Here is an 18,371-nt window from a genome sequence, read left to right as displayed (position 1 = left end):
CACCATGCGGACGGCTTCTTCCTTGAACTCCGGCGAGAACTGCCTACGACGCCTTGCCACGTACCTACCTCTTCCAGACTTCTGTCAGCTTATGTAGCCGACTGTCCGGAATCTGCTGGGCACCTCAGAGGCCGAGCACGGCCCCATCACCGACGACGAGGTCCAGGCGCTGCGCGACCAACTCCAGCAGGCTCGGCAAGGACAGGCCGATGGTGGGGCGGCTGCGTGACCCGTTCCCCCGCCACTCCCGGCGGCACCCTCGTTCTCGACAGCGAGGGGCTGGCCAAGGCTGCCCTTCGCGACCGTACGGTCACCACATGGCTCGCCCTGGCTCGTGCAGACGACCTCCGCGTCATCACCTCTGCCGCCACCCTCGTCGAGGTGGTCCACCCGCGCGTTAACCGGCCTGCTCTGGAGTGGACGCTGTCCCGCCTGGTCATCGAGCCGATCACCGAACCAATCGCCCGCCACGCCGCAACGCTCTTGTCCAACGTCGGCCTGAACGGGCACAAGTACGCCATCGATGCCATGCTCGGTGCCACCGCTCTCGCTGCCCCGGGCCCCGTCACGGTCCTCACCTCCGACTCCGAGGATCTTGCCGCGCTGTGCAGTGCCCGCGTCACTGTCATCAAGGTTTAAGTCATGCCCTGTCCTGTTGGTTTCGAGGAATGATCATCGGCCCTGACGGGACGGAGGAATCAAGCGCCAGGCAACACCAAGGCCCAGGTGTCGAATCCATCGGTCCACCTGGGCTTTCACAGTTGGAGCGGATGACGGGAATCGAATCCGCGCTGTCAGCTTGGGAACCGGCTACTGATCTTGGTGTCCTGAGCGGGTGAACGGGGGTCCTGGTCAGACCGCGACGAGTGGCCGTGAGTGGCCCTGAATGACCTTGACCTGCCGTTCGTTCCGGCACGCATCTGGCACGAGTATCAGCTCTCCGACCTGGGATTGAAACGCACTGCGCGCACCCCGCCCGCCTCGGCCCCATTAGGACCCGCCGATCTTGAGCACTTTCCCCTCCCTGAGCTGGAGATCCACTCCAGAGGTGATTGTTGACTCGGCACTACTGACCCTCGGGCGACGCGTGCGTGTAGCGGTTGAGCGTGATCGAGGTCGACGAAGCGGGTATCCGGCCTGGCCTTGCCCGAATCACTGCCATACCCGCGATATACCGCCCCTCGCTAGCGTTGGCCGTGTCAACAACCCCGCATGTGGCGGGCGTTTCTTGCTGCCCAACCGGCAGCATCCAAAATCGCCGCGATATCCCCAAGGAGAACGATGGATTCCCGTGCCTTCATCCGAGCCGCAGCTGTGGCGGCAGCTGTGCTCACCATGAGTGTCGCCACACCGGCCGCCGCCGCTTCGGCGGCCAACGCCGCGCCCTCCTGCGTCAAGGTCCAGCATGGGAGGACCTTCTACGAGGAGACCGCCTTCGGAAAGTACTATTACCACTGGGTGAAGATCACGAACAACTGCGCCAGCAAGAAGAAGCTCAAGGTGGACTGGAGGGGCGCCTTTATGCCCGACTCGAAATGCACCACGATCAACAAGGGCAAAAGCGCAGAATTCACCAAGAACGGCAAGTGGGACGCCTACGCCGGGTGGTACGGCTGCTGAGCTGACCCGTAGGGCATTCAGCTCCTCACCGGGTTCTGGCGGAGAACGCCGGCCCAGCCCGGTAGAAGACCACACCGAAGCTCCCGGCCGACGGCCTGCCAGCCAGCGGATCGCCGACCGGGAGCTTCGCTGTGTTCCGCGTCCTGGGCTGAAGGCGTGGCACGGCATCGCGAGCCGCTACGACAAGATGCCCGATAGCGCGCCTTACGAGCTTCGGCGATGAGTCGTCTGCGCCAACGACAGGCCGGCCACGCGGCCCACCAGACAAGGGGGAATCCGCGGCCAACAGATCGGGGAGTTCGAGGGGCGGTAGCCCCTCGACCGGGCGAAGCCCGAAGAAACACAGCCCGAGCCGATGGCGAGGACCACTGGGGGCGGGCTCCCAACGGCCAACCCGGTAAACGGGCTACGGGCGGGCTCGAAAGCGAGCGAAGCGAAGCAGCTCGTCGGGGGTCGAAGGGGGCAGAGCCCCCTGGGAGACACTGCCCGAGCAGTTGGAGCGGGTGACGGGAATCGAACCCGCGCTGTCAGCTTGGGAATTGCAGGGATCTTGCCTCGTAGGGACGCTGACCTGCGACTGAGGCCGGTCGTGAGTGACCGTGGTTGCCCCCTCGTCACCGCCCTTAATGGCACGCTAATGGCACGACGATCAGCCCGCGACCTGGTGTTTCCCGCGCGACGCGCACACGCCGCCCGCCTGATCATCCCGTCTGCCGTCGACCCGCCCGAAGGGGAAGCGGGCCAGGGCCACGGGTACCAGATGGAGCGCCCCACCGGACGAACGATCTGGTACCCGTGGCCCTGGTCTGCTCGGCTTGTCCCGGGTTGATGGTGGGCGGGATGATCCGGCTTCCACCTCAGCCATCTACGGCGATGGTCCACGACACGATACTCATCCCGGAGCCGGAGAGCCCCCGCCGGAGGCGGAATCCTCTTGACCTATCCTCGGCGGCTCCGGCAACGCTGACATCGCCTGCTTGGACATGGAACGCGTCTTTCGCCGAAAGCGTGCCGAGTCACGAGCCGTCACCAACTCCTTGATCAGAGCCTCGGCTTCAGGTTCGGTGATTTCCCATGTGCTCCGAGCAGAGTGGCGCGGAACATAATGAGGCTCAAGCTGTGCGAGAGATTCAATCGCTGCCTGTTGGGACTCGATGAACCGTTCGAGTCCTCGCTCCACGAGCTCTCTTGAGAATTCTCGCGCACGATCAACATCTCCACCGAGGGCCTCAGCTTGAACGCTAACAGGGCGGTGTCGTACCACCTGAGCCGTACGAATCGCTGAGATGGCATTGTCGAAGGCGGTACGCCTAGCAGTAGCGTGGCTTAACCGCGCGTTCACCCACGGCGCCAGGAAGCCACCCAGCAGGGCACCGAGTAGGCCTAAGACAGGTGCGATCCAGACGGTAAGGGTGCTCGTCGTCCCCATGAGCGTGCAGTCTGCCACTTTGGCGGCGGTGCGGCGCTCGGTCGGCGGGTTCTGTCCGTACGAGGCGTCCGGTGCTACGGCGATGCCCCGCGCGGCGCGCCGCGCGAGAACGGCCCCAGGCCGCACGCGCAGCGCGGCGGCGCCGGCGCGGGGCGTACGGCGGCGCGCCGCGCCGCCGCTTGATACCTACAAGAACAACTCGGCAAGCTCGGCTAGTTGCTAGGGACTGCACCAACGAAACTTGCAGTCGCGAGATGGCCGTCACATTGCACACTTGCGATCATCATGTGTTTAGTCGTCGCTCCGATCCATAAATATTGTGATCCTTTCCGCGAGCTCCGGAGGTGCTTGCCCGATTTCCATTGCGAGCTTCTTGCCGTCGCGCTGCTTATTGTATTTTCGACCGAGGAAGTCACGCCAAAGCTGCGTGAGAACATCTGCGCCGGGAGCTAATTTTAGCCAATCGTTCTCCCACCGAGCGGAAACTTCTTCTTCGGCTGCCGACCACAAGGCGTCAACCCTATGGGAGAGTTCGGCTTCACTGGGAACGCGTTCCCTAAGCTCGCGCAACAGTCGATCTTTGTCGGCTTTCTCTTTTGCCAGCTTGCCTCTTAGAGCATTGTCGACATAGGTCAGCGATCCGAGCTCGCGACACACTTTCTTGAGTATTACAACGTCCTGTAGTCCATCGGCTGAATCTTTCATGGCAATAGCGACTTCGTCTGCGCTGATGTCTCTTTTTGGTTTTCCATCGTATGAGGCAAGCACTGCCGCAATTGCTCTGCTGTCGAGCAAGTAGTTCTCGATCTCGCGACGGGCTAGAACGAAGGTATTGCCAGAAGTCAGCAGACGCTCAACAAGTCGTGGCGGCAACTCGTCGTGATCTCGCACGTAGAGGACTCGGCGTTCAGATAATTTGTCCGCAGCTCTAAGCCATGAGTTCAGAACACCTGCCATTCGGGCATTTTCGCCGCCTTCCCCATTGATTACTGCGAGATGAGGATCGCTTTGGAGCAGAGGAAACCAGACACCCAAGATGTCCTGGTCGCTCGGACCTTCTACCAGAAGGATGCGATCGGCTGACAAGACGTCGCTGAGCCGGATACCGAGTTCCTTGAAGACGGCTGCGAGGGTAGGTTCTGCGGGGAGGATCGTCGACTTTCCTGCCATTCTTCTCACAGCTAGGACTGTCGCAGCCCTTCCCGGTGCATCAAGAAAAATTGGCGAATGAGTAGTAATTACAAAGAGACGCTCCGCGGACCAATCGCTAAGCAGACTTACCAGTGCTCTTTGTGCAGCTGGATGCAGCGCAGTCTCGGGTTCTTCGATTCCGACGACAGCTGGAGCGGGATGCGCCAATCCCACAACAAGGGTCATTAGGAGCTGCTCTACACCTGTGCCAAGATTTTTCAGGTTGTGCCTGAACGTGGTGTGGCAAGGATCCACAAAAGTGATGCTTACTTCGGTGCCTCGCGTGTCAAGTCGCAGTTCCCCAACATCCGGCACGATTTGAGCTAGGACCGCTTGCAGGCGATGCCATTTCTCTGGATCGTTAGTTTGTAGATGCAATAGAACAGCCGCTAAGTTACTTCCCGTTGGGCCAATTCGATCACTCGACTGCAATTGTTGAATGTGAGTGGTTCCTTGCCTCAGGGCGGGAAAATGAAAGAATTGTTCACGCCAGCAGAGGAAGGCTGTCGTTAGCGGCGCAAGAGCAGGGCTTCCAGGATTTTCTATATATGAATTTGGGCTGCCGGCTCGTCCTCGATCTATCACACTTGAATCGTCTTCAGGAACTTCTCTGTGCAGGGCGGCAGCCTCACTATAGTGCCAAACATGACCAGTATGGTCGAGATGGTTAGTGGCGAGGATGTACTCTTTGCCAGAAGCTCCCGGTCCAATGAGCTGCACTGGACACCGCTCACCCGCTTGAGTGGAAGTATATTTCCACTCAACCCAATCAAAGGATCCTTCGCTGGCTAGGTCGTGCTTTTTAGCGACAACCAGATTGCGCATCTGCGCTCGCTCGATATCAGTCAATCTGAATCGGGCGTGTATTATCGGCGCCTGCCCTGCAACATGGCACATGTCGGGCGAGATCGATCGCCCTGCTAGCACCTCTAGCGCGGTCAGCACACTACTTTTCCCACTATTATTAGGACCCGCTATAAGCAGCAGTCCGCATGCTGGAAATTCGATAATAGCTCTCGAGTATGCTCGAAAATGAATAAGTTCGAGCTGAGCAAGATGCATTCAGGTCACCTTAAGGAGTTTGAATCATGTCATCACGCTTCGGCTGGCTTCGCGATACACCTGTCCTTGTTGCCTCAGCGGCCAGTTCCACCAGGTCCGCCAATATGCCAGGGCTTGCAGCGAGGGTTGCAGACGAATTCATTGTATGAGGGCTGCCATCCAGATCGACGACAATGGCTCCGGCCTCGCGGGCGATGATGACGCCTGCTGCAGTGTCCCACGCGTTGTTGCTTAGCATGATGTTAGCGTCAATCCTGCCCTCGGCTACCCATACGAGGTCGATAGCGGCTGAACCAAACATACGTACGCGCTGAACACGTGCGGCTAGCTCTTGGGTCAAAGCCAGACGTGGCCTGTTCCGATCCAGCGCGTTCTCGCCAACTGCATAGTCGCCGAGAGCAACGATGGCGGTCCGTAGATCACGGGCCTCGCTCACCTGCATGCTCAATCCGTTGGCCTGAGCGCCGGCCCCTTCGGCTGCCGAATAGCGAATATTGAGGAACGGCAGATCGATGACTCCCAGCGTGGGCATGTTTTTGTCGACCAAGCCCAAGGACACCCCGCACAGCGGAATACCGTGGAGGAAGTTAGCCGTACCGTCTACTGGGTCCAGCGCCCACATCAGCCCGTCACCTGATCGGCTAACGCCTTCCTCCTCGCCAAGAAAGCTGATCTCAGGCGTCTCACGGGACAGGAACTTCCGTACAGCATGCTCTACAGCGTAGTCAACCTCCGTTGCCATGTCCCGGTCGCCCTTAGCCGTGACGACGCCGGGGGCCTTTGTGCGAATGATCTCGCTGGCGATCGATACGGCACGCTCTGCGATGGGGAGAATAGTTCGGGCGTCGATGGTCATACGGGTTTGCTCCGCTCCCACATATCCCTGAACACCTGGTCGAAGATGGGGAACAACCCCTCTGCGGCGGTGTTGTCCGTGATCACAAAGGTAGGTGAATCGACTCCGCGTGCCTGCGGCAGGTAAGGCTGGACCACGCACAACGCCCGGTCCACGATGATCAGGTTGAATCGGATCGTCTCGTCGTAGACGTGGAGTTCAAGGCGCTGGGCCGACGTGGTGTCGAGCCGATCGCGCAGTCTGGTCAGCATGCTGATGTTGAGCGCTGTGAGGGTCGTCAGGGTGCTGTCGGTGTAGCCCTCTTCCGCTTCGCGGGCGCGGATCGCTTGGCCCTTCGGATCGAGGAAGAGGCAGCGAATGCGCGTGCCGGAGTCGAGCAGGCGCTTGAGCTGATGATCGGGGTAACTCTGGCAGAGGATGTTGAGCGATAGGCCCGCTGCGTTGATCTCCTTCGCGTCGTCGAACAACGACGAGGCCGGATATGCGGAGGAGAAAGCCGAACGGCTGCTAAAGACGGCGGTCACGTCGGCCAGCTGAGGGGCGGTTACTGCGGCGTCGGGGTCGGCTCTCCTGGCTGGGTCCGGCTCTGTTCTCTGGGCGGGGATCTCGACGGCGGTCGTGGAGAACAGTTCATGCGCCGACCTGCCAGGGAACATCGCCTCCAAGACGCGGCAGTGACCCGAGTACGGCAGACCCTTAAGCTCTCCGTTCAGCCATCGGTGAAGCTGCGCCCGGCTCGGCCAGCCGCCCTGCAATGACGGGTCCACCTTCTTGGCCGCTTTGTCGTACTCCTTACAGAACGTGCTGTACGTCTGCCAATGGCGTTGCGTCAGGAGAGTCTTCAACAGGATCGGCTGGTCAGTCATGATCCGCGCCTCGGGCTGGGGTGCCATATGAGCCCAGATTAGCGACAGAGACGGGCTCGGACGAGACAAAGAGGCGACGAAAAGAAACGAGTCGATCACAGACGGTATCCAGGAGCGATCGAAACGCGACGCGTCCTCGGGCAATCCTCGTTGCATGACTGCGCCATGTAGCTGCTGCTCAGGACGGGGCTGGAAGTACGTCAGCCTTCGCCAGAGCGTTGTGGCGGCTGAGTATCCGGCCGACGCCGCCATCGACGAGCGCCACCAGGACGACTGCTGGCGGTGCAACGGGACCGGACAGGCGGGTGCGCTGCTGTGAACATCTACGTTGGCTGCCTCGCTCCTCATGTCGCCCCACCTCGGACGGACTGTATGCGCTTGGTATGGCGGGAGGCCGCACTGGAGCAGGACTCCCTGCGCGTGATCGCGTACACCTGCGACTGCAAAAACGTGGTCTACGAGCTGTGTCGTGAGGCCGGTCTCTTTTACATCCTCCGGACCGAACGCCGTGACGGCGTCGTGCAGCAGGTTCACGAGACCTATCGCTGGCGCTACAAGGAAGCGTGTGAAGTCTGGGTCGCCCTTCTCGACGGCGGGGCTCAATAGGCGGGCACGACGGAAGGCGAGTTCAGGGGTGCTGAACCGTCGTGTCTTGGAGCTGGTGGAGGGGCTTGCCGTAGCGCAGTCGGACAGTCCCTCCACCAGTCCGTACGCTTCCCACGGCAGAGGGGGAGACAGGCTGACCAACTCCAACTAGGCTTTACGACAAGTCGAGTTGTTGGATGGTCGTCATGTCCTCTGAAGAGTTCGCGCCACCGAAGTACGCCCAGATCGTGCAGACGATCAGGCAGAAGATCGCGGACGGGACCTATCCGCCTGGCTCCCTGCTGCCCTCCGAGACGCAGCTTGTTCGAGACTTCAAGGTGAGCCGTCCAACGGTCGTCCGCGCCCTCCAGGTTCTCCAGCTCCGCGGCGTCATCGAGCGGGAGCATGGCAAGGGCTCCTTCGTGAAGGCGGCCCCACCGGGCGCGTCCAGCCAGAATCCCCGTCCGGGACGGGCCGTCCTGGATCGTGTGGAAGCCGACGAGAACAGCACGGTCATCGACGCCGGACCCGTGGCGGCCTCTGCGGCAGTCGCCAAACTGCTGGACGTGCCGGAGGGATCCACGGTCGTACGGCGCCGTGTTCTCTTCCGCGATGACGAGCGTCCGACAGACCTGTTCACCGTGTGGTGTCCGGTGCATCAGGCCGAGGGAACGCAGCTCGGCGGGGCGGAGCCTCTCCACGCCGGCATCAGAGAACATCTCCGAGAGAGCAAGGGTCTCAAGCTCCAACACGTCGTCGAACGGCTGAGCGCTCGGCACCCCTCGACGGACGAAGCCAAGCTCATGGAGATACGCAAGAGCGCGCCGGTTCTCGGAGTGCTGGCCAGCGTGTTCAACGGCGGCGGACGGCCCGTGCTTGTCGTGGATCTAGTGCTGCCGGGCGATCTTCACGAGTTGGAAGACTCCTACTCGCTCTGATTCAGAACCTGCCCCACAGCTCCCCCATTTCGCAACACTCGGCCTAAGCCGGGACATTCTTCGCATTACTGCTTTCCTTGCTATGTCATGAATTGATCCGGTTCGCCACGTGGCTTATGTGCGCATTTCTCCTAGCTCTATAAAGATCTTGAAGAAATCCCGCTAACTCGTGTTGTCAAGTCCCTGAGCTGTGGGTACCTTCATGACAACTCGACAAGACGAGTTAGCGACAAGACGACAAGCTAGGAGTAAGCCTCATGGCACTGCAAGGTCCCATCCCCGTCTCGTTCGACATGGTCTTCCCGCACGGCTGCTACATCGTGGGCGAGGTCGAGCCCGTCAAGGACTTCGACGCCTCGACCAACGGGCGCTTCGTCCAGACCCGCGACAAGCAGAGCGGAGAGCTCGTCTGGCAGGTCAGCGTCATGGACGCCGACCCCACGCTCAAGGCGGCTCAGAAGACCGTCTCTGTCAAGATCCTCAGCCCGGTACAGCCGGTTCCTCCGGCTCCGATGGCCGGGCTGCCGTTCACGCCGGTCGAGTTCGACCACATGACCGCAACGCCCTACGTCAACCAGGCCGGACGGCTGGCGTACTCGATCAAGGTTCGCGAGATGCGCGCTCCTCGTCCGGCCGGTAAGGCGCAGGCCGCTGCTAAGGACGCGGCGTGATGAGGCGACAGAAGACTCGTCCGGGCAGCACGATCGCGCTCAAGGTCGGCCAGGGCGCTGACGTGCGGAACCACCCGTATCCGCAGCGCTCACCGGTCCTGGGGCTCGTCTTCGGCGGTACGCAGGTGCTCGTCACCACGTCGGCCACCGATCACGTCACCTCCGACGACGTCGAGTTCGCTCGGACCCTGGCGCGAGAGGCCGCCATGTTCGCCGGAGCGGTGGAGCGCATGTTCCACGGCCTGCCGAACGAGCTTGGGGTGGCGGGTCGATGACGCTCAGCCCGTACACCTACGTCACTGTCTCCATGGGTCCCGATCAGCGGTCGCGGTTCACTGTCGCCTTCTGCTCGACGGAGCTGCGGGCGCGCGCCTGGCTCGGGGAGAACGACAAGCCCTGCTTCGACCTCGACACCTCGGACGCCTCAGTGACCGTCTCGACCTCCGGGCCGGTGACCGACGACGACCTGACCGTTGCTCGCGAGATCTTCAACGCCGCCGCTCGGTACCTCGCCGACTGCGAGCGACTGCACTCCGACCAGTCACACAAGGCCACCGACGGCGAAGCGGCCTGATGCTCAGCGGGGCCGCAGGAAGCGGCAACTTCCGGCGGCCCCTCGGTCTTCCGCACACACGCCACATGCATGGAAGGACTTCACCCTAATGTTCAAGAGGATGCCCGGCGACGAGCCGCACCGCATCGTCTCCACCACTCCCGACACGGCGGTGGTCTTCAAACCCGCCGTGGTGCAGACCCCGGCCATCATCACTCTGGTCATCTTCATCGCCCGGTTCGTAGCCGGCCTTTTCCGGCTGACCTGGCGGCACCCCATCGCTCTGGCGGCGATCGGGGTTCCCGCCGGCCTCTGCCTGGCGTACGGCTGGCGCGCTGCGCTGCTGTTCGTCGTTCCTGCTCTCGTCGCCCTGGGCACCTGGGCGGTCCTCGGCCGGCCGACATTCATGCGATGGATCGGCTGGCGACTGCTCGCCTTCGCGCGCTGGTTCTGGATCTACCGGCGGCACTGGCAACCGGTCATGACCGTCGCCGGGCTTGCTCGGCACATACGCGGACGGGAGTACGTTCCGCGGCTGGTCAAGGTGACCTCGAACTCCTGGGCCGACCGGCTCACCGTCCGCATGCTCGACGGCCAGGCGGCCAAGGACTGGTCCGACAGGATCGAGAACCTGTCCCACGGCTTCGGGTCGGAGAGTTGCCGGGTGGCGGTGGCCAAGGCCGGTCAGCTCGTGCTGACCTTTCCACGGCACGATCCGCTTGCCACGCCGATAGCCGCGCTTCCCATCCCGGACACACCGACGGTCGGACCGGTCGAGATCGGCAGGCAAGAGGACCACTCACCGTGGCTCCTCCGGCTGCATGGGACTCATGTCCTCGTCGCCGGGGCCACAGGGGCAGGCAAGGGCTCCATCATCTGGTCGGCGATTCGTGGGCTCATACCCGCGATGCACGCGGGCCTGGCCGAGATCTGGGCGCTCGACCCGAAGCTGATGGAGCTGTCGTACGGCAAGGCTCTCTTCGGCGGACGGTACGCGGCCGATCCCGCCGACTGCGCCGACCTGCTCGACGAGGCGGTGAGCGTCATGCAGAAGCGTGCGGCTCGCTTCGCCGAGGTTCAGCGGTCCCACACACCTACTCTTGACGACCCCTTCGTCCTGGTCGTGGTCGACGAGGTGGCGTTCCTTACCGCCTACCAGTCCGACAGGCAGCTCAAGCAGCGCATCTCCGCTGCTCTGGCCACGCTGACCACTCAGGGACGCGCGGTCGGTGTCGGCGTCCTGGCGGCTCTCCAGGACCCTCGCAAGGAGGTCATGAACATCCGCAACCTCTTCCCGGACAAGATCGCTCTGAGGCTCGACGAGTCAGAGCAGGTGGACATGGTGCTCGGTGACGGGGCTAGAGATCGCGGTGCACTGGCCGATCGCATCTCTCCTCGTCCAGAGCGCGGAGCGGGCGTCGGGTACGTGCGGCTGGAGACCAGTCCTGATCCGATTCGCGTCCGGGCCGCGTACGTCTCCGACGACGACATCCGCGCGATGGTCGGTGAGGTCCGATGACACTGGCTCACTTCCTCGACGGCCTCCGCTGCGCCTCCTGCGGCGTGCTGAATGTCCTCTGGCTCGACGCGATGCGCGGCTTGGTCGAGTGCTCCGAGTGCAGACAGATCGCGCTCACGTTCCCCGAGGTTGGAGAGGAGGTCCGTTGAACGACCGCAAGACTCCGCGAGCCATCCGCACGGCTCAACCGCTCGCCCGCGACGTGGCCGAGGAGATCGCCAAGCTTCACGGCGTCTGCATCCGTCCCGTGGCGCTCAAGCGGCTCGACATGACGACCGGCAAGTCAGAGGTCGTCGATGTCCCGTGCGGCTCGCCGCTGGAGAGCAAGTGTCCTTCGTGCGCCAAGCGCAACCGGCAGCTCCGGATGGCGCAGTGCCGGGAGGGCTGGCACCTCGACGAGGAACCGACCATCACGCCCGACGAACCGACCGACGGGCAGCGCTGGCTCGTCGAGTTCCGGGCCGACATGCAGGCCAAGCGCGACGAGGAGAGAAAGGCCGGCGGCGACACCTCCGACTTGGACGCCGTGCTCACCGGGCTCGACATCGAGATCAACGAAGCCGGGATGCGCGGAAACGTGCTGGGTCGTACGGAAACCAAGCGGGTCCGCTCGACCAAGCGCCGCCAGGACGCGCCCGACCTGCCCAAGCGGAAGATGGCCAGCACGACCCTGGGACGGACCTTCGAGTCGGCGGACGGCAGGACCTACCGACCTTCTCTGTTCGTCACGCTCACCCTGCCGAGCTACAGCAAGGTCATGAACGGCGCTCCCGTCGATCCGGATACGTACGACTACGTTCGGGCGGCCCGTGACGCGCTGCACTTCTCCAAGCTCGTGGACCGGTTCGTGCAGAACCTTCGCCGGGTCGCCGGGTACGACGTGCAGTACTTCGCCACGGTGGAGCCTCAGAAGCGGCTCGCCCCGCACCTGCACATGGCCGTCCGGGGCACCCTGCCGCGCGCCGAGATGAAGCAGATCGCGGCGGCCACCTATCACCAGGTCTGGTGGCCTCAGGCGGACGAAGCCCGCTTCGAGGGTGACCGACTGCCCATCTGGAACGACGGCTACGTGGACCCCGACACAGGCGAGGTCCTGCCCACCTGGGACGAAGCTCTCGACCAACTCGGCGACGAGCCCATGCACGTGATCCGCTTCGGCGATCAGGTGGACGTGAAAGGTGTGCTCGCCGGGTCACCGGACGCCGACCAGTGCATCCGGTACCTGTCCAAGTACCTGACGAAGAGCCTCGGCGAGAACTTGGACGGTCAGGCCCAGCGGGATCACGCGGCCCGCTTCGTCGACGCCCTCCGCTATGAGCCGTGCTCGCCCACCTGCCCGAACTGGCTCCGGTACGGCGTGCAGCCCAAGAACGCCAAGCCCGGGATGGTTCCCGGTTGCTGCCGGTCCAAAGCACACAAGCCCGAACACCTCGGCTACGCCGGTCGCCGGGTCCTCGTCTCCCGCAAGTGGAGCAACAAGACCCTCGCCGAGCACAAGCAGGACCGCCGTACCTGGGTCCTGGAAGCCCTCGGCCAGGCCGACGAGCCCACCGACCCACACCGCTACGTCTGGCAACCGGTCAGGCCGGGCGATCCCGAGGTCGCTCCGATCGGCGTCCGGCTCCTCAGGTCCATCGCCGAACGGCAGCGATGGCGGGCCCACCTGAGACGCCTCGAAGAACTTTCGGCAACTCCGCAGGCAGCCTGAGAGGAGGAGATCTTGGACCAACTGTTCACCGTCCCGGAAGCGGCCGAACTGCTCAGCACCTCGGTTCGCTTCGTCCGCCGACTAATCGCCGAACGCCGGATCGAGTTCGTGAAGGTCGGGCGGCACGTCCGCATACGAGAGTCCGCACTGATCGCCTTCGTCGTCGCCGGGACCGTCGCTCCCATGACGACCTTCGACGCAACCGGGAGGGCCGCCTGATGGCGAACAAGGAGAACCACCGCCGTTTCGGCAACATCCGCAAGCTGCCCTCGGGCCGGTTCCAGATCCGCTATCCCGGGCCGGATGGCCGGATCAGGACCGGTGAGGACACCTATGAGCGCAAGGGCGACGCCGATCGAGCGCTGACCCTGATCGAGGGGAAGATCCTCGCCGGGACGTGGACCGACCCTGAGCGGGCCAAGGTCAAGCTCGCAGAGTATTCGGCAACCTGGATCGACCAGCGTCCCGGGCTTCGGCCGAGGACGATCGACCTCTATCGCTGGCTGCTCAAGAAGCACATCACGCCGTACCTCGGCAACGTCTCGCTCGGCAAGCTATCCACGGCGATGATTCGGCAGTGGCGGGCGGACCTGCTCGGCAAGGGCGTCTCGGTCAGCATGGCGGCCAAGGCGTACCGCCTTCTCCGTGCCGTGCTCATGACGGCGGCCGAGGACGACGGGATCATCTCCCGCAACCCGTGCCGGATCCGCGGGGCCGGCGACGAGCACGCGGAGGAACGACCGGTCCTCTCCGTAGGGCAGGTCTTCGAGCTGGCGGACAAGGTCGGGCGCCGCCCGGTGAGCAGCATTCGAGGGCTCAAGAGAGGTGAGGGGCACCGCATCCGGTTCCAGCGGCATGGCGAGATGCGGACGTATCCGGAGGTCTTTCCGACGCGAGCGGAAGCCGAGCGGGCGCTATGGCGAATGATCGACACCGGGCAGGCCGACTGCACACACGATCGGCGCTACAGGGCCTTCGTGCTCCTGGCCACCTTCGCGAGCCTGCGATGGGGCGAGATCACCGCATTGACCCGAGCGGATCTCGACCTCGACGCGGGTACGGTTCGCGTTCGCCTGGCGTACGTGGAACGCTCCAATGGCGAGCTGGTTCTTGGTCCGCCCAAGTCCAAAGCGGGCAAGCGCATCGTCGGCGTCCCGCAAGCGATCATCCCCGCTCTCAAGGAACACCTGCGGCTCTACGTCAAGCCAGAGGCGGGAGCGCTGATCTTCGCTGGCATCAAGGGCGGCCCTATGCGCCGGAGCGGGTTCAACAAGCTCTCCGGCTGGATGGAGGCCGTGCGGGCGATCGGCGTCCCGGGGCTGCACTTCCATGATCTCCGTCACACGGGAAACATGATCGCGGCGGACTCGGGTGCTGGCCTCAAGGACCTCATGGCACGCATGGGACACGACAACGTCCGGGCCGCGATGATCTACCAGCACGCCGTCCGAGGAGCCGACAAACTGATCACCGACGCCATCGACAAGCACCTCATCGGGCATGAAGGGGCACGGGATGACGACGACGAAGACCCACCTGGCCTGCTGGTTCCAACCGCGTAATGGCACGCTAATGGCACGCAGAGATCAACAGCCCTAGGAAACACCAAAGCCCAGATACCGAATCCATCGGTCCACCTGGGCTTTCCCTATGAGAGCGGGTGACGGGAATCGAACCCGCGCTGTCAGCTTGGGAAGCTGATGTTCTGCCATTGAACTACACCCGCGCAAACCCGAAGGCCGCGTCCCCCACTGTAGCGGAAACTTGCCCCGCAACAGCAATCCCGGCCAACACTCTTCGAACGAGACCGGTAAGTTGCTCACCGTGTTGCTATCTGACCGTGACATCCTCGCTGCGATCGAATCCGGCCGTCTGAGCATCGACCCGTTCGACCCGGAGATGATCCAGCCGTCCAGCATCGACGTTCGGCTCGACCGCTTCTTCCGGGTGTTCGAGAACCATCGGTACCCGCACATCGACCCGTCCGAGGAGCAGCCGGATCTCACGCGGATGGTGGAGCCGGATGGGGATGATCCGTTCATCCTGCATCCGGGTGAGTTCGTGCTGGCCTCCACGTACGAGGTGGTGAGCCTGCCGGATGATCTGGCGTCGCGGCTGGAGGGGAAGAGTTCGCTGGGGCGGCTGGGGTTGCTGACGCATTCGACGGCCGGGTTCATCGATCCGGGGTTCAGCGGGCATGTGACGCTGGAGTTGTCGAACGTGGCGACGTTGCCGATCAAGCTGTGGCCCGGGATGAAGATCGGGCAGCTGTGCGTCTTCAGGCTGAGCTCGCCGGCGGAGCATCCGTACGGGTCGAGCAAGTACGGGTCGCGCTACCAGGGGCAGCGGGGTCCGACGCCGTCGCGGTCGTTCCGGAACTTCCACCGGACGAAGATCTGAACAAGATGAACAGTAGATGAACACATGGGGAACGTATGGGTGACTTCACGGGCCTGACCGCGCCCGCGTGAAGGGTTACGGGCCGCCCTGAAGTGGGCTCGAGCAGCAAAAAACCGCCTAAACTACGCGGTTCTGCGGTGTCGTACAACATACGTCGGGTAGCCAGTAGGCGAAGGGGACATGAAGTTCGCATTTCGCCTGGTTAGCCATACCCTCTTCCACGGACCATCCCCGCACATCTGGAGAACGACGTGCGTCTGCGTCTCACGCCACGTGAGGACAGCTACTACGACCTGTTCGCCGACTCGGCGAACAACCTGGTCACGGCATCCCGTCTACTGGTTGAGATCATCAGCGACGGATCGGACAGGGAGTCCCTGGCCGAGAAGATGCGCGCCTGCGAGCACGCCGGTGACGAACGCACCCATGCGATCATGAACCGGCTCAACGAGAGCTTCATCACCCCGTTCGACCGCGAGGACATCTACCGGCTGGCCTCGAACCTCGACGACGTGATGGACGCCATGGAGGCCGCCTCCGACCTCATCGTCCTCTACCAGCTCGACCACCTCCCCAAGGACGTCGTGCGCCAGGTGGAGGTGCTGGAGCGGGCGGCGGAGCTGACCGCCGAGGCGATGCCGCGCCTGCGGTCGATGAAGAACCTCAACGAGTACTGGATCGAGGTCAACCGCCTGGAGAACCAGGGCGACCAGGTCTACAGGAGGCTGCTGGCCAAGCTGTTCAGCGGTGAGTACGACGCCCTCACCGTGATGAAGATGAAGGAGGTCGTCGACGCACTCGAAGAGGCGGCCGACGCCTTCGAGCACGTGGCCAACACCGTCGAGTCGATCGCGGTCAAGGAAAGCTAGGCCCGACAGTGGACCTCACGCTCGGCCTCGTCATCGGTGTAGTCGTCATCGCCCTGGTCTTCGACTACACCAACGGGTTCCATGACGCGGCGAACGCCATCGCGACCTCCGTCTCGACCAGGGCCCTGACCCCCAGGGCCGCGTTGTTCATGGCCGCCGCCATGAACTTCATCGGCGCCCACCTGGGCACCCAGGTCGCCCAGACGGTGGGCAAGGGCATCATCGACGCTCCGGACGGCTCACACGGCCTGGTCATCGTGGCCGCGGGGCTGATCGGCGCGATCACCTGGAATCTGATCACCTGGTACTTCGGCCTGCCGTCCTCCTCCAGTCACGCGCTCATCGGCGGCCTGGTGGGCTCCGCGCTGGCCTCGGCCAGCGTGGTGCACTGGGACGGCGTCGTCGAGAAGGTCGTCATCCCCATGATCCTGTCGCCGCTGATCGGGTTCAGCCTCGCCGCGGCGATCATGATCGCAATTTATTGGATCTTCCGCAACAGCCAGCCTGGGCGGACCAACCGCGGCTTCCGCTACGCGCAGACCGTCTCGGCCGCCGCCATGGCGCTCGGGCACGGCCTGCAGGACGCGCAGAAGACGATGGGCGTCATCTTCCTGGCGCTCGTCGTCGGCGGGTTCGCCCAGCCCACGGACCCGATCCCGCAGTGGGTCATCCTGGCCGCCGCCGGGGCGATCTCGCTGGGCACGTACGCGGGCGGCTGGCGCATCATGCGCACGCTGGGGCGGCGCATCATCGCGCTGGACCCGCCCCAGGGGTTCGCCGCGGAGTCGGCGGCGGCGACCGTCCTGTACGGGGCCGCCATCGGTTTCGGGGCACCCATCTCCACCACGCACACGATCACCTCGGCGATCATGGGTGTGGGGGCCACCAAGCGGCTCAGCGCCGTGCGGTGGGGCGTGGCGGGCAACATCGTGACCGCCTGGATCCTGACCATCCCCGCCGCCGCGATCGTGGCGGCGGTGTCCTACTTCATCCTGCACGCCATCGTCGAAGGCTGATCACGCGAGGAGGCGTGCACGACGTCACGCGGGGCGTACCTCACGTCACTCCGGGGCGTACATCACGTCCACGTCCCACCGGTTGAACCCGAGGGACTCGTACAGCCTGATCGCCGCCGTGTTGGTCTCGTCCACGTACAGCATCGCCTGGGCGAGACCACGCGAGCGCAGGTGGCTCAGGCCGGCGAGGGTGAGCGACCGGCCGAGGCCGGTGCCCTGCTGGGAGGGGTCGACGCCGACGACGTACACCTCTCCCAGCGGCTCGTGGCCGTGGTCGGTGGAGCCGTGGATCTTCGTCCAGTGGAAGCCGGCCAGCCGGTCGCCGCGGCAGGCCAGGATGAAGCCCTCGGGGTCGAACCAGGGCTCCCGCTCGCGCAGCAGCAGGTCGTCCATCGTCCACGCGCCCTGTTCGGGGTGGTGGGCGAAGGCGGCGGCGTTCACCTTGAGCCAGGCCTCCTCGTCCTGCCCCGGCACGAACGCGCGCAGGCTCACGCCCGGCGGCAGCGTGTACGCGGCCAGCGGGGCGTACAGGGAGCGGCGCATCTGCCACAGCGAGCGGACCCGTTCGAAGCCGAACGCGGTGGCCAGCGCTCCGGCGCCCGCGTGGTCGCCGTGGGCCCACAGCCGCAGCCGGCCGTTCGTCAGGTCGGTGATCGCGCGCAGCAGGGTCGTGCCGTTGCCCTGGCGGCGGTGCGCGGGGTGGATGACCAGCTCGACGCTCGGCCCCTCGACCTCGTCCGTGGGATCGACGTGCGCGTACCCCGCCAGCGTCGAATCCGCCCAGAGCAGCACGGAGCGGGCCTGCGGGTCGCCGCCGTAGCGGAGGTGCAGCATCACGTGCTCGTTCAGCGGACGCACGCCGTCCGCCTCCGTCGCCGCCTCCACCACGCCGAGCACCCCGGCGATCTCCTGGTCGTCCAGCCGTTCCCTGATCTCTGCGCGCGCGTTCACAGAACGAACTCTAGGTAGCTGGTGTTAAGAGGTCGATCCTGGTCGGTTGCGTCTCGATCGCGGTCTGCTGAGCCGGGCCTGCGATCGAGCTTGGGTGGCCCAACCATTTGCGGGGTTCGGGCCGGCCCTGCGCTGCC

At 64.0% G+C, this 18,371-nt stretch carries 19 protein-coding genes and 1 tRNA gene; 15 read left to right on the top strand and 5 right to left on the bottom strand.

What is annotated here, in order from left to right:
* Nucleotides 1–225: 225 nt before the first annotated feature.
* Nucleotides 226–639, top strand: a complete 414-nt coding sequence (locus ABD331_RS60145) for a type II toxin-antitoxin system VapC family toxin (protein ID WP_344496517.1) — start codon at nt 226–228, stop codon at nt 637–639.
* Nucleotides 640–1,281: 642 nt separating this feature from the next.
* Nucleotides 1,282–1,620 carry a hypothetical protein gene (locus tag ABD331_RS60140; protein WP_344496515.1) on the top strand — a complete coding sequence of 113 codons (339 nt, stop codon included), beginning with the start codon at nt 1,282–1,284 and terminating at the stop codon, nt 1,618–1,620.
* A gap of 1,720 nt (nt 1,621–3,340) precedes the next feature.
* Here the strand turns inward: ABD331_RS60140 and ABD331_RS60135 are convergent.
* The 3 genes from ABD331_RS60135 to ABD331_RS60125 are packed head-to-tail and all read right to left on the bottom strand — an operon-like array spanning nt 3,341 to nt 7,051.
* Complete coding sequence (locus tag ABD331_RS60135; protein ID WP_344496513.1) at nt 3,341–5,302, bottom strand: AAA family ATPase; 1,962 nt, start codon at nt 5,300–5,302, stop codon at nt 3,341–3,343.
* A 10-nt stretch (nt 5,303–5,312) separates the two neighbouring features.
* Entirely contained in the window at nt 5,313–6,158 is an 846-nt protein-coding gene (locus ABD331_RS60130; protein WP_326631489.1) for an inositol monophosphatase family protein, read from the bottom strand.
* Nucleotides 6,155–7,051 (bottom strand): DUF5919 domain-containing protein, encoded by an 897-nt coding sequence (locus ABD331_RS60125; protein WP_344496510.1) that lies wholly within the window; start codon nt 7,049–7,051, stop codon nt 6,155–6,157. Before ABD331_RS60125 ends, ABD331_RS60130 begins: the two co-directional genes overlap by 4 nt.
* Before the next feature lie 127 nt (nt 7,052–7,178).
* Between ABD331_RS60125 and ABD331_RS60120 the strand changes: the two genes are divergently transcribed.
* The 10 genes from ABD331_RS60120 to ABD331_RS60075 all read left to right on the top strand — a co-directional run bounded on the left by ABD331_RS60120 (nt 7,179) and on the right by ABD331_RS60075 (nt 14,560).
* Nucleotides 7,179–7,343 (top strand): hypothetical protein, encoded by a 165-nt coding sequence (locus ABD331_RS60120; protein ID WP_344496508.1) that lies wholly within the window; start codon nt 7,179–7,181, stop codon nt 7,341–7,343.
* Between the two features lie 53 nt (nt 7,344–7,396).
* Complete coding sequence (locus ABD331_RS60115; protein ID WP_344496506.1) at nt 7,397–7,630, top strand: hypothetical protein; 234 nt, start codon at nt 7,397–7,399, stop codon at nt 7,628–7,630.
* Nucleotides 7,631–7,815: 185 nt separating this feature from the next.
* Entirely contained in the window at nt 7,816–8,547 is a 732-nt protein-coding gene (locus ABD331_RS60110) for a GntR family transcriptional regulator (protein WP_344496504.1), read from the top strand.
* Between the two features lie 257 nt (nt 8,548–8,804).
* Complete coding sequence (locus ABD331_RS60105; protein WP_344496502.1) at nt 8,805–9,218, top strand: plasmid replication, integration and excision activator; 414 nt, start codon at nt 8,805–8,807, stop codon at nt 9,216–9,218.
* Nucleotides 9,218–9,493, top strand: coding sequence for a hypothetical protein (locus ABD331_RS60100; protein ID WP_344496500.1), 276 nt, complete (start codon nt 9,218–9,220; stop codon nt 9,491–9,493). The genes ABD331_RS60105 and ABD331_RS60100 overlap by 1 nt, the downstream gene beginning before the upstream one ends.
* Entirely contained in the window at nt 9,490–9,792 is a 303-nt protein-coding gene (locus ABD331_RS60095) for a hypothetical protein (RefSeq protein ID WP_344496498.1), read from the top strand. Before ABD331_RS60100 ends, ABD331_RS60095 begins: the two co-directional genes overlap by 4 nt.
* Nucleotides 9,793–9,880: 88 nt before the next feature.
* Entirely contained in the window at nt 9,881–11,290 is a 1,410-nt protein-coding gene (locus ABD331_RS60090; protein WP_344496496.1) for an FtsK/SpoIIIE domain-containing protein, read from the top strand.
* Between the two features lie 145 nt (nt 11,291–11,435).
* On the top strand, nt 11,436–12,998 hold the full coding sequence (locus tag ABD331_RS60085) for a replication initiator (protein ID WP_344496493.1): 1,563 nt from the start codon (nt 11,436–11,438) through the stop codon (nt 12,996–12,998).
* Nucleotides 12,999–13,010: 12 nt separating this feature from the next.
* Nucleotides 13,011–13,217: a helix-turn-helix domain-containing protein gene (locus ABD331_RS60080; RefSeq protein WP_225271124.1), complete on the top strand. Its 207-nt coding sequence runs from the start codon at nt 13,011–13,013 to the stop codon at nt 13,215–13,217.
* Nucleotides 13,217–14,560, top strand: a complete 1,344-nt coding sequence (locus tag ABD331_RS60075) for a tyrosine-type recombinase/integrase (RefSeq protein WP_344496490.1) — start codon at nt 13,217–13,219, stop codon at nt 14,558–14,560. The genes ABD331_RS60080 and ABD331_RS60075 overlap by 1 nt, the downstream gene beginning before the upstream one ends.
* Before the next feature lie 93 nt (nt 14,561–14,653).
* Here the strand turns inward: ABD331_RS60075 and ABD331_RS60070 are convergent.
* Nucleotides 14,654–14,724: transfer RNA gene (locus tag ABD331_RS60070), tRNA-Gly, on the bottom strand.
* A gap of 98 nt (nt 14,725–14,822) precedes the next feature.
* On the opposite strand from ABD331_RS60070, the gene dcd reads away from it, so the two are divergent.
* From dcd to ABD331_RS60055, 3 genes are all read left to right on the top strand, one after another.
* Nucleotides 14,823–15,398: a dCTP deaminase gene (gene dcd, locus ABD331_RS60065; protein WP_344496519.1), complete on the top strand. Its 576-nt coding sequence runs from the start codon at nt 14,823–14,825 to the stop codon at nt 15,396–15,398.
* Nucleotides 15,399–15,649: 251 nt separating this feature from the next.
* Nucleotides 15,650–16,267 (top strand): DUF47 domain-containing protein, encoded by a 618-nt coding sequence (locus ABD331_RS60060; protein WP_344496488.1) that lies wholly within the window; start codon nt 15,650–15,652, stop codon nt 16,265–16,267.
* Between the two features lie 8 nt (nt 16,268–16,275).
* Nucleotides 16,276–17,283 (top strand): inorganic phosphate transporter, encoded by a 1,008-nt coding sequence (locus tag ABD331_RS60055; RefSeq protein ID WP_344496486.1) that lies wholly within the window; start codon nt 16,276–16,278, stop codon nt 17,281–17,283.
* Nucleotides 17,284–17,328: 45 nt separating this feature from the next.
* Here ABD331_RS60055 and mshD read toward each other — a convergent pair whose 3' ends face one another.
* A complete protein-coding gene (gene mshD, locus ABD331_RS60050) occupies nt 17,329–18,234 on the bottom strand; it encodes a mycothiol synthase (protein ID WP_344496484.1) in 906 nt (301 codons plus the stop codon).
* Nucleotides 18,235–18,371 lie beyond the last annotated feature (137 nt).

Source organism: Nonomuraea monospora (assembly GCF_039531895.1).
In the GTDB taxonomy this organism is placed as follows: Bacteria; Actinomycetota; Actinomycetes; order Streptosporangiales; family Streptosporangiaceae; genus Nonomuraea; species Nonomuraea monospora.
This window is presented reverse-complemented; position numbering and strand designations above follow the sequence as displayed.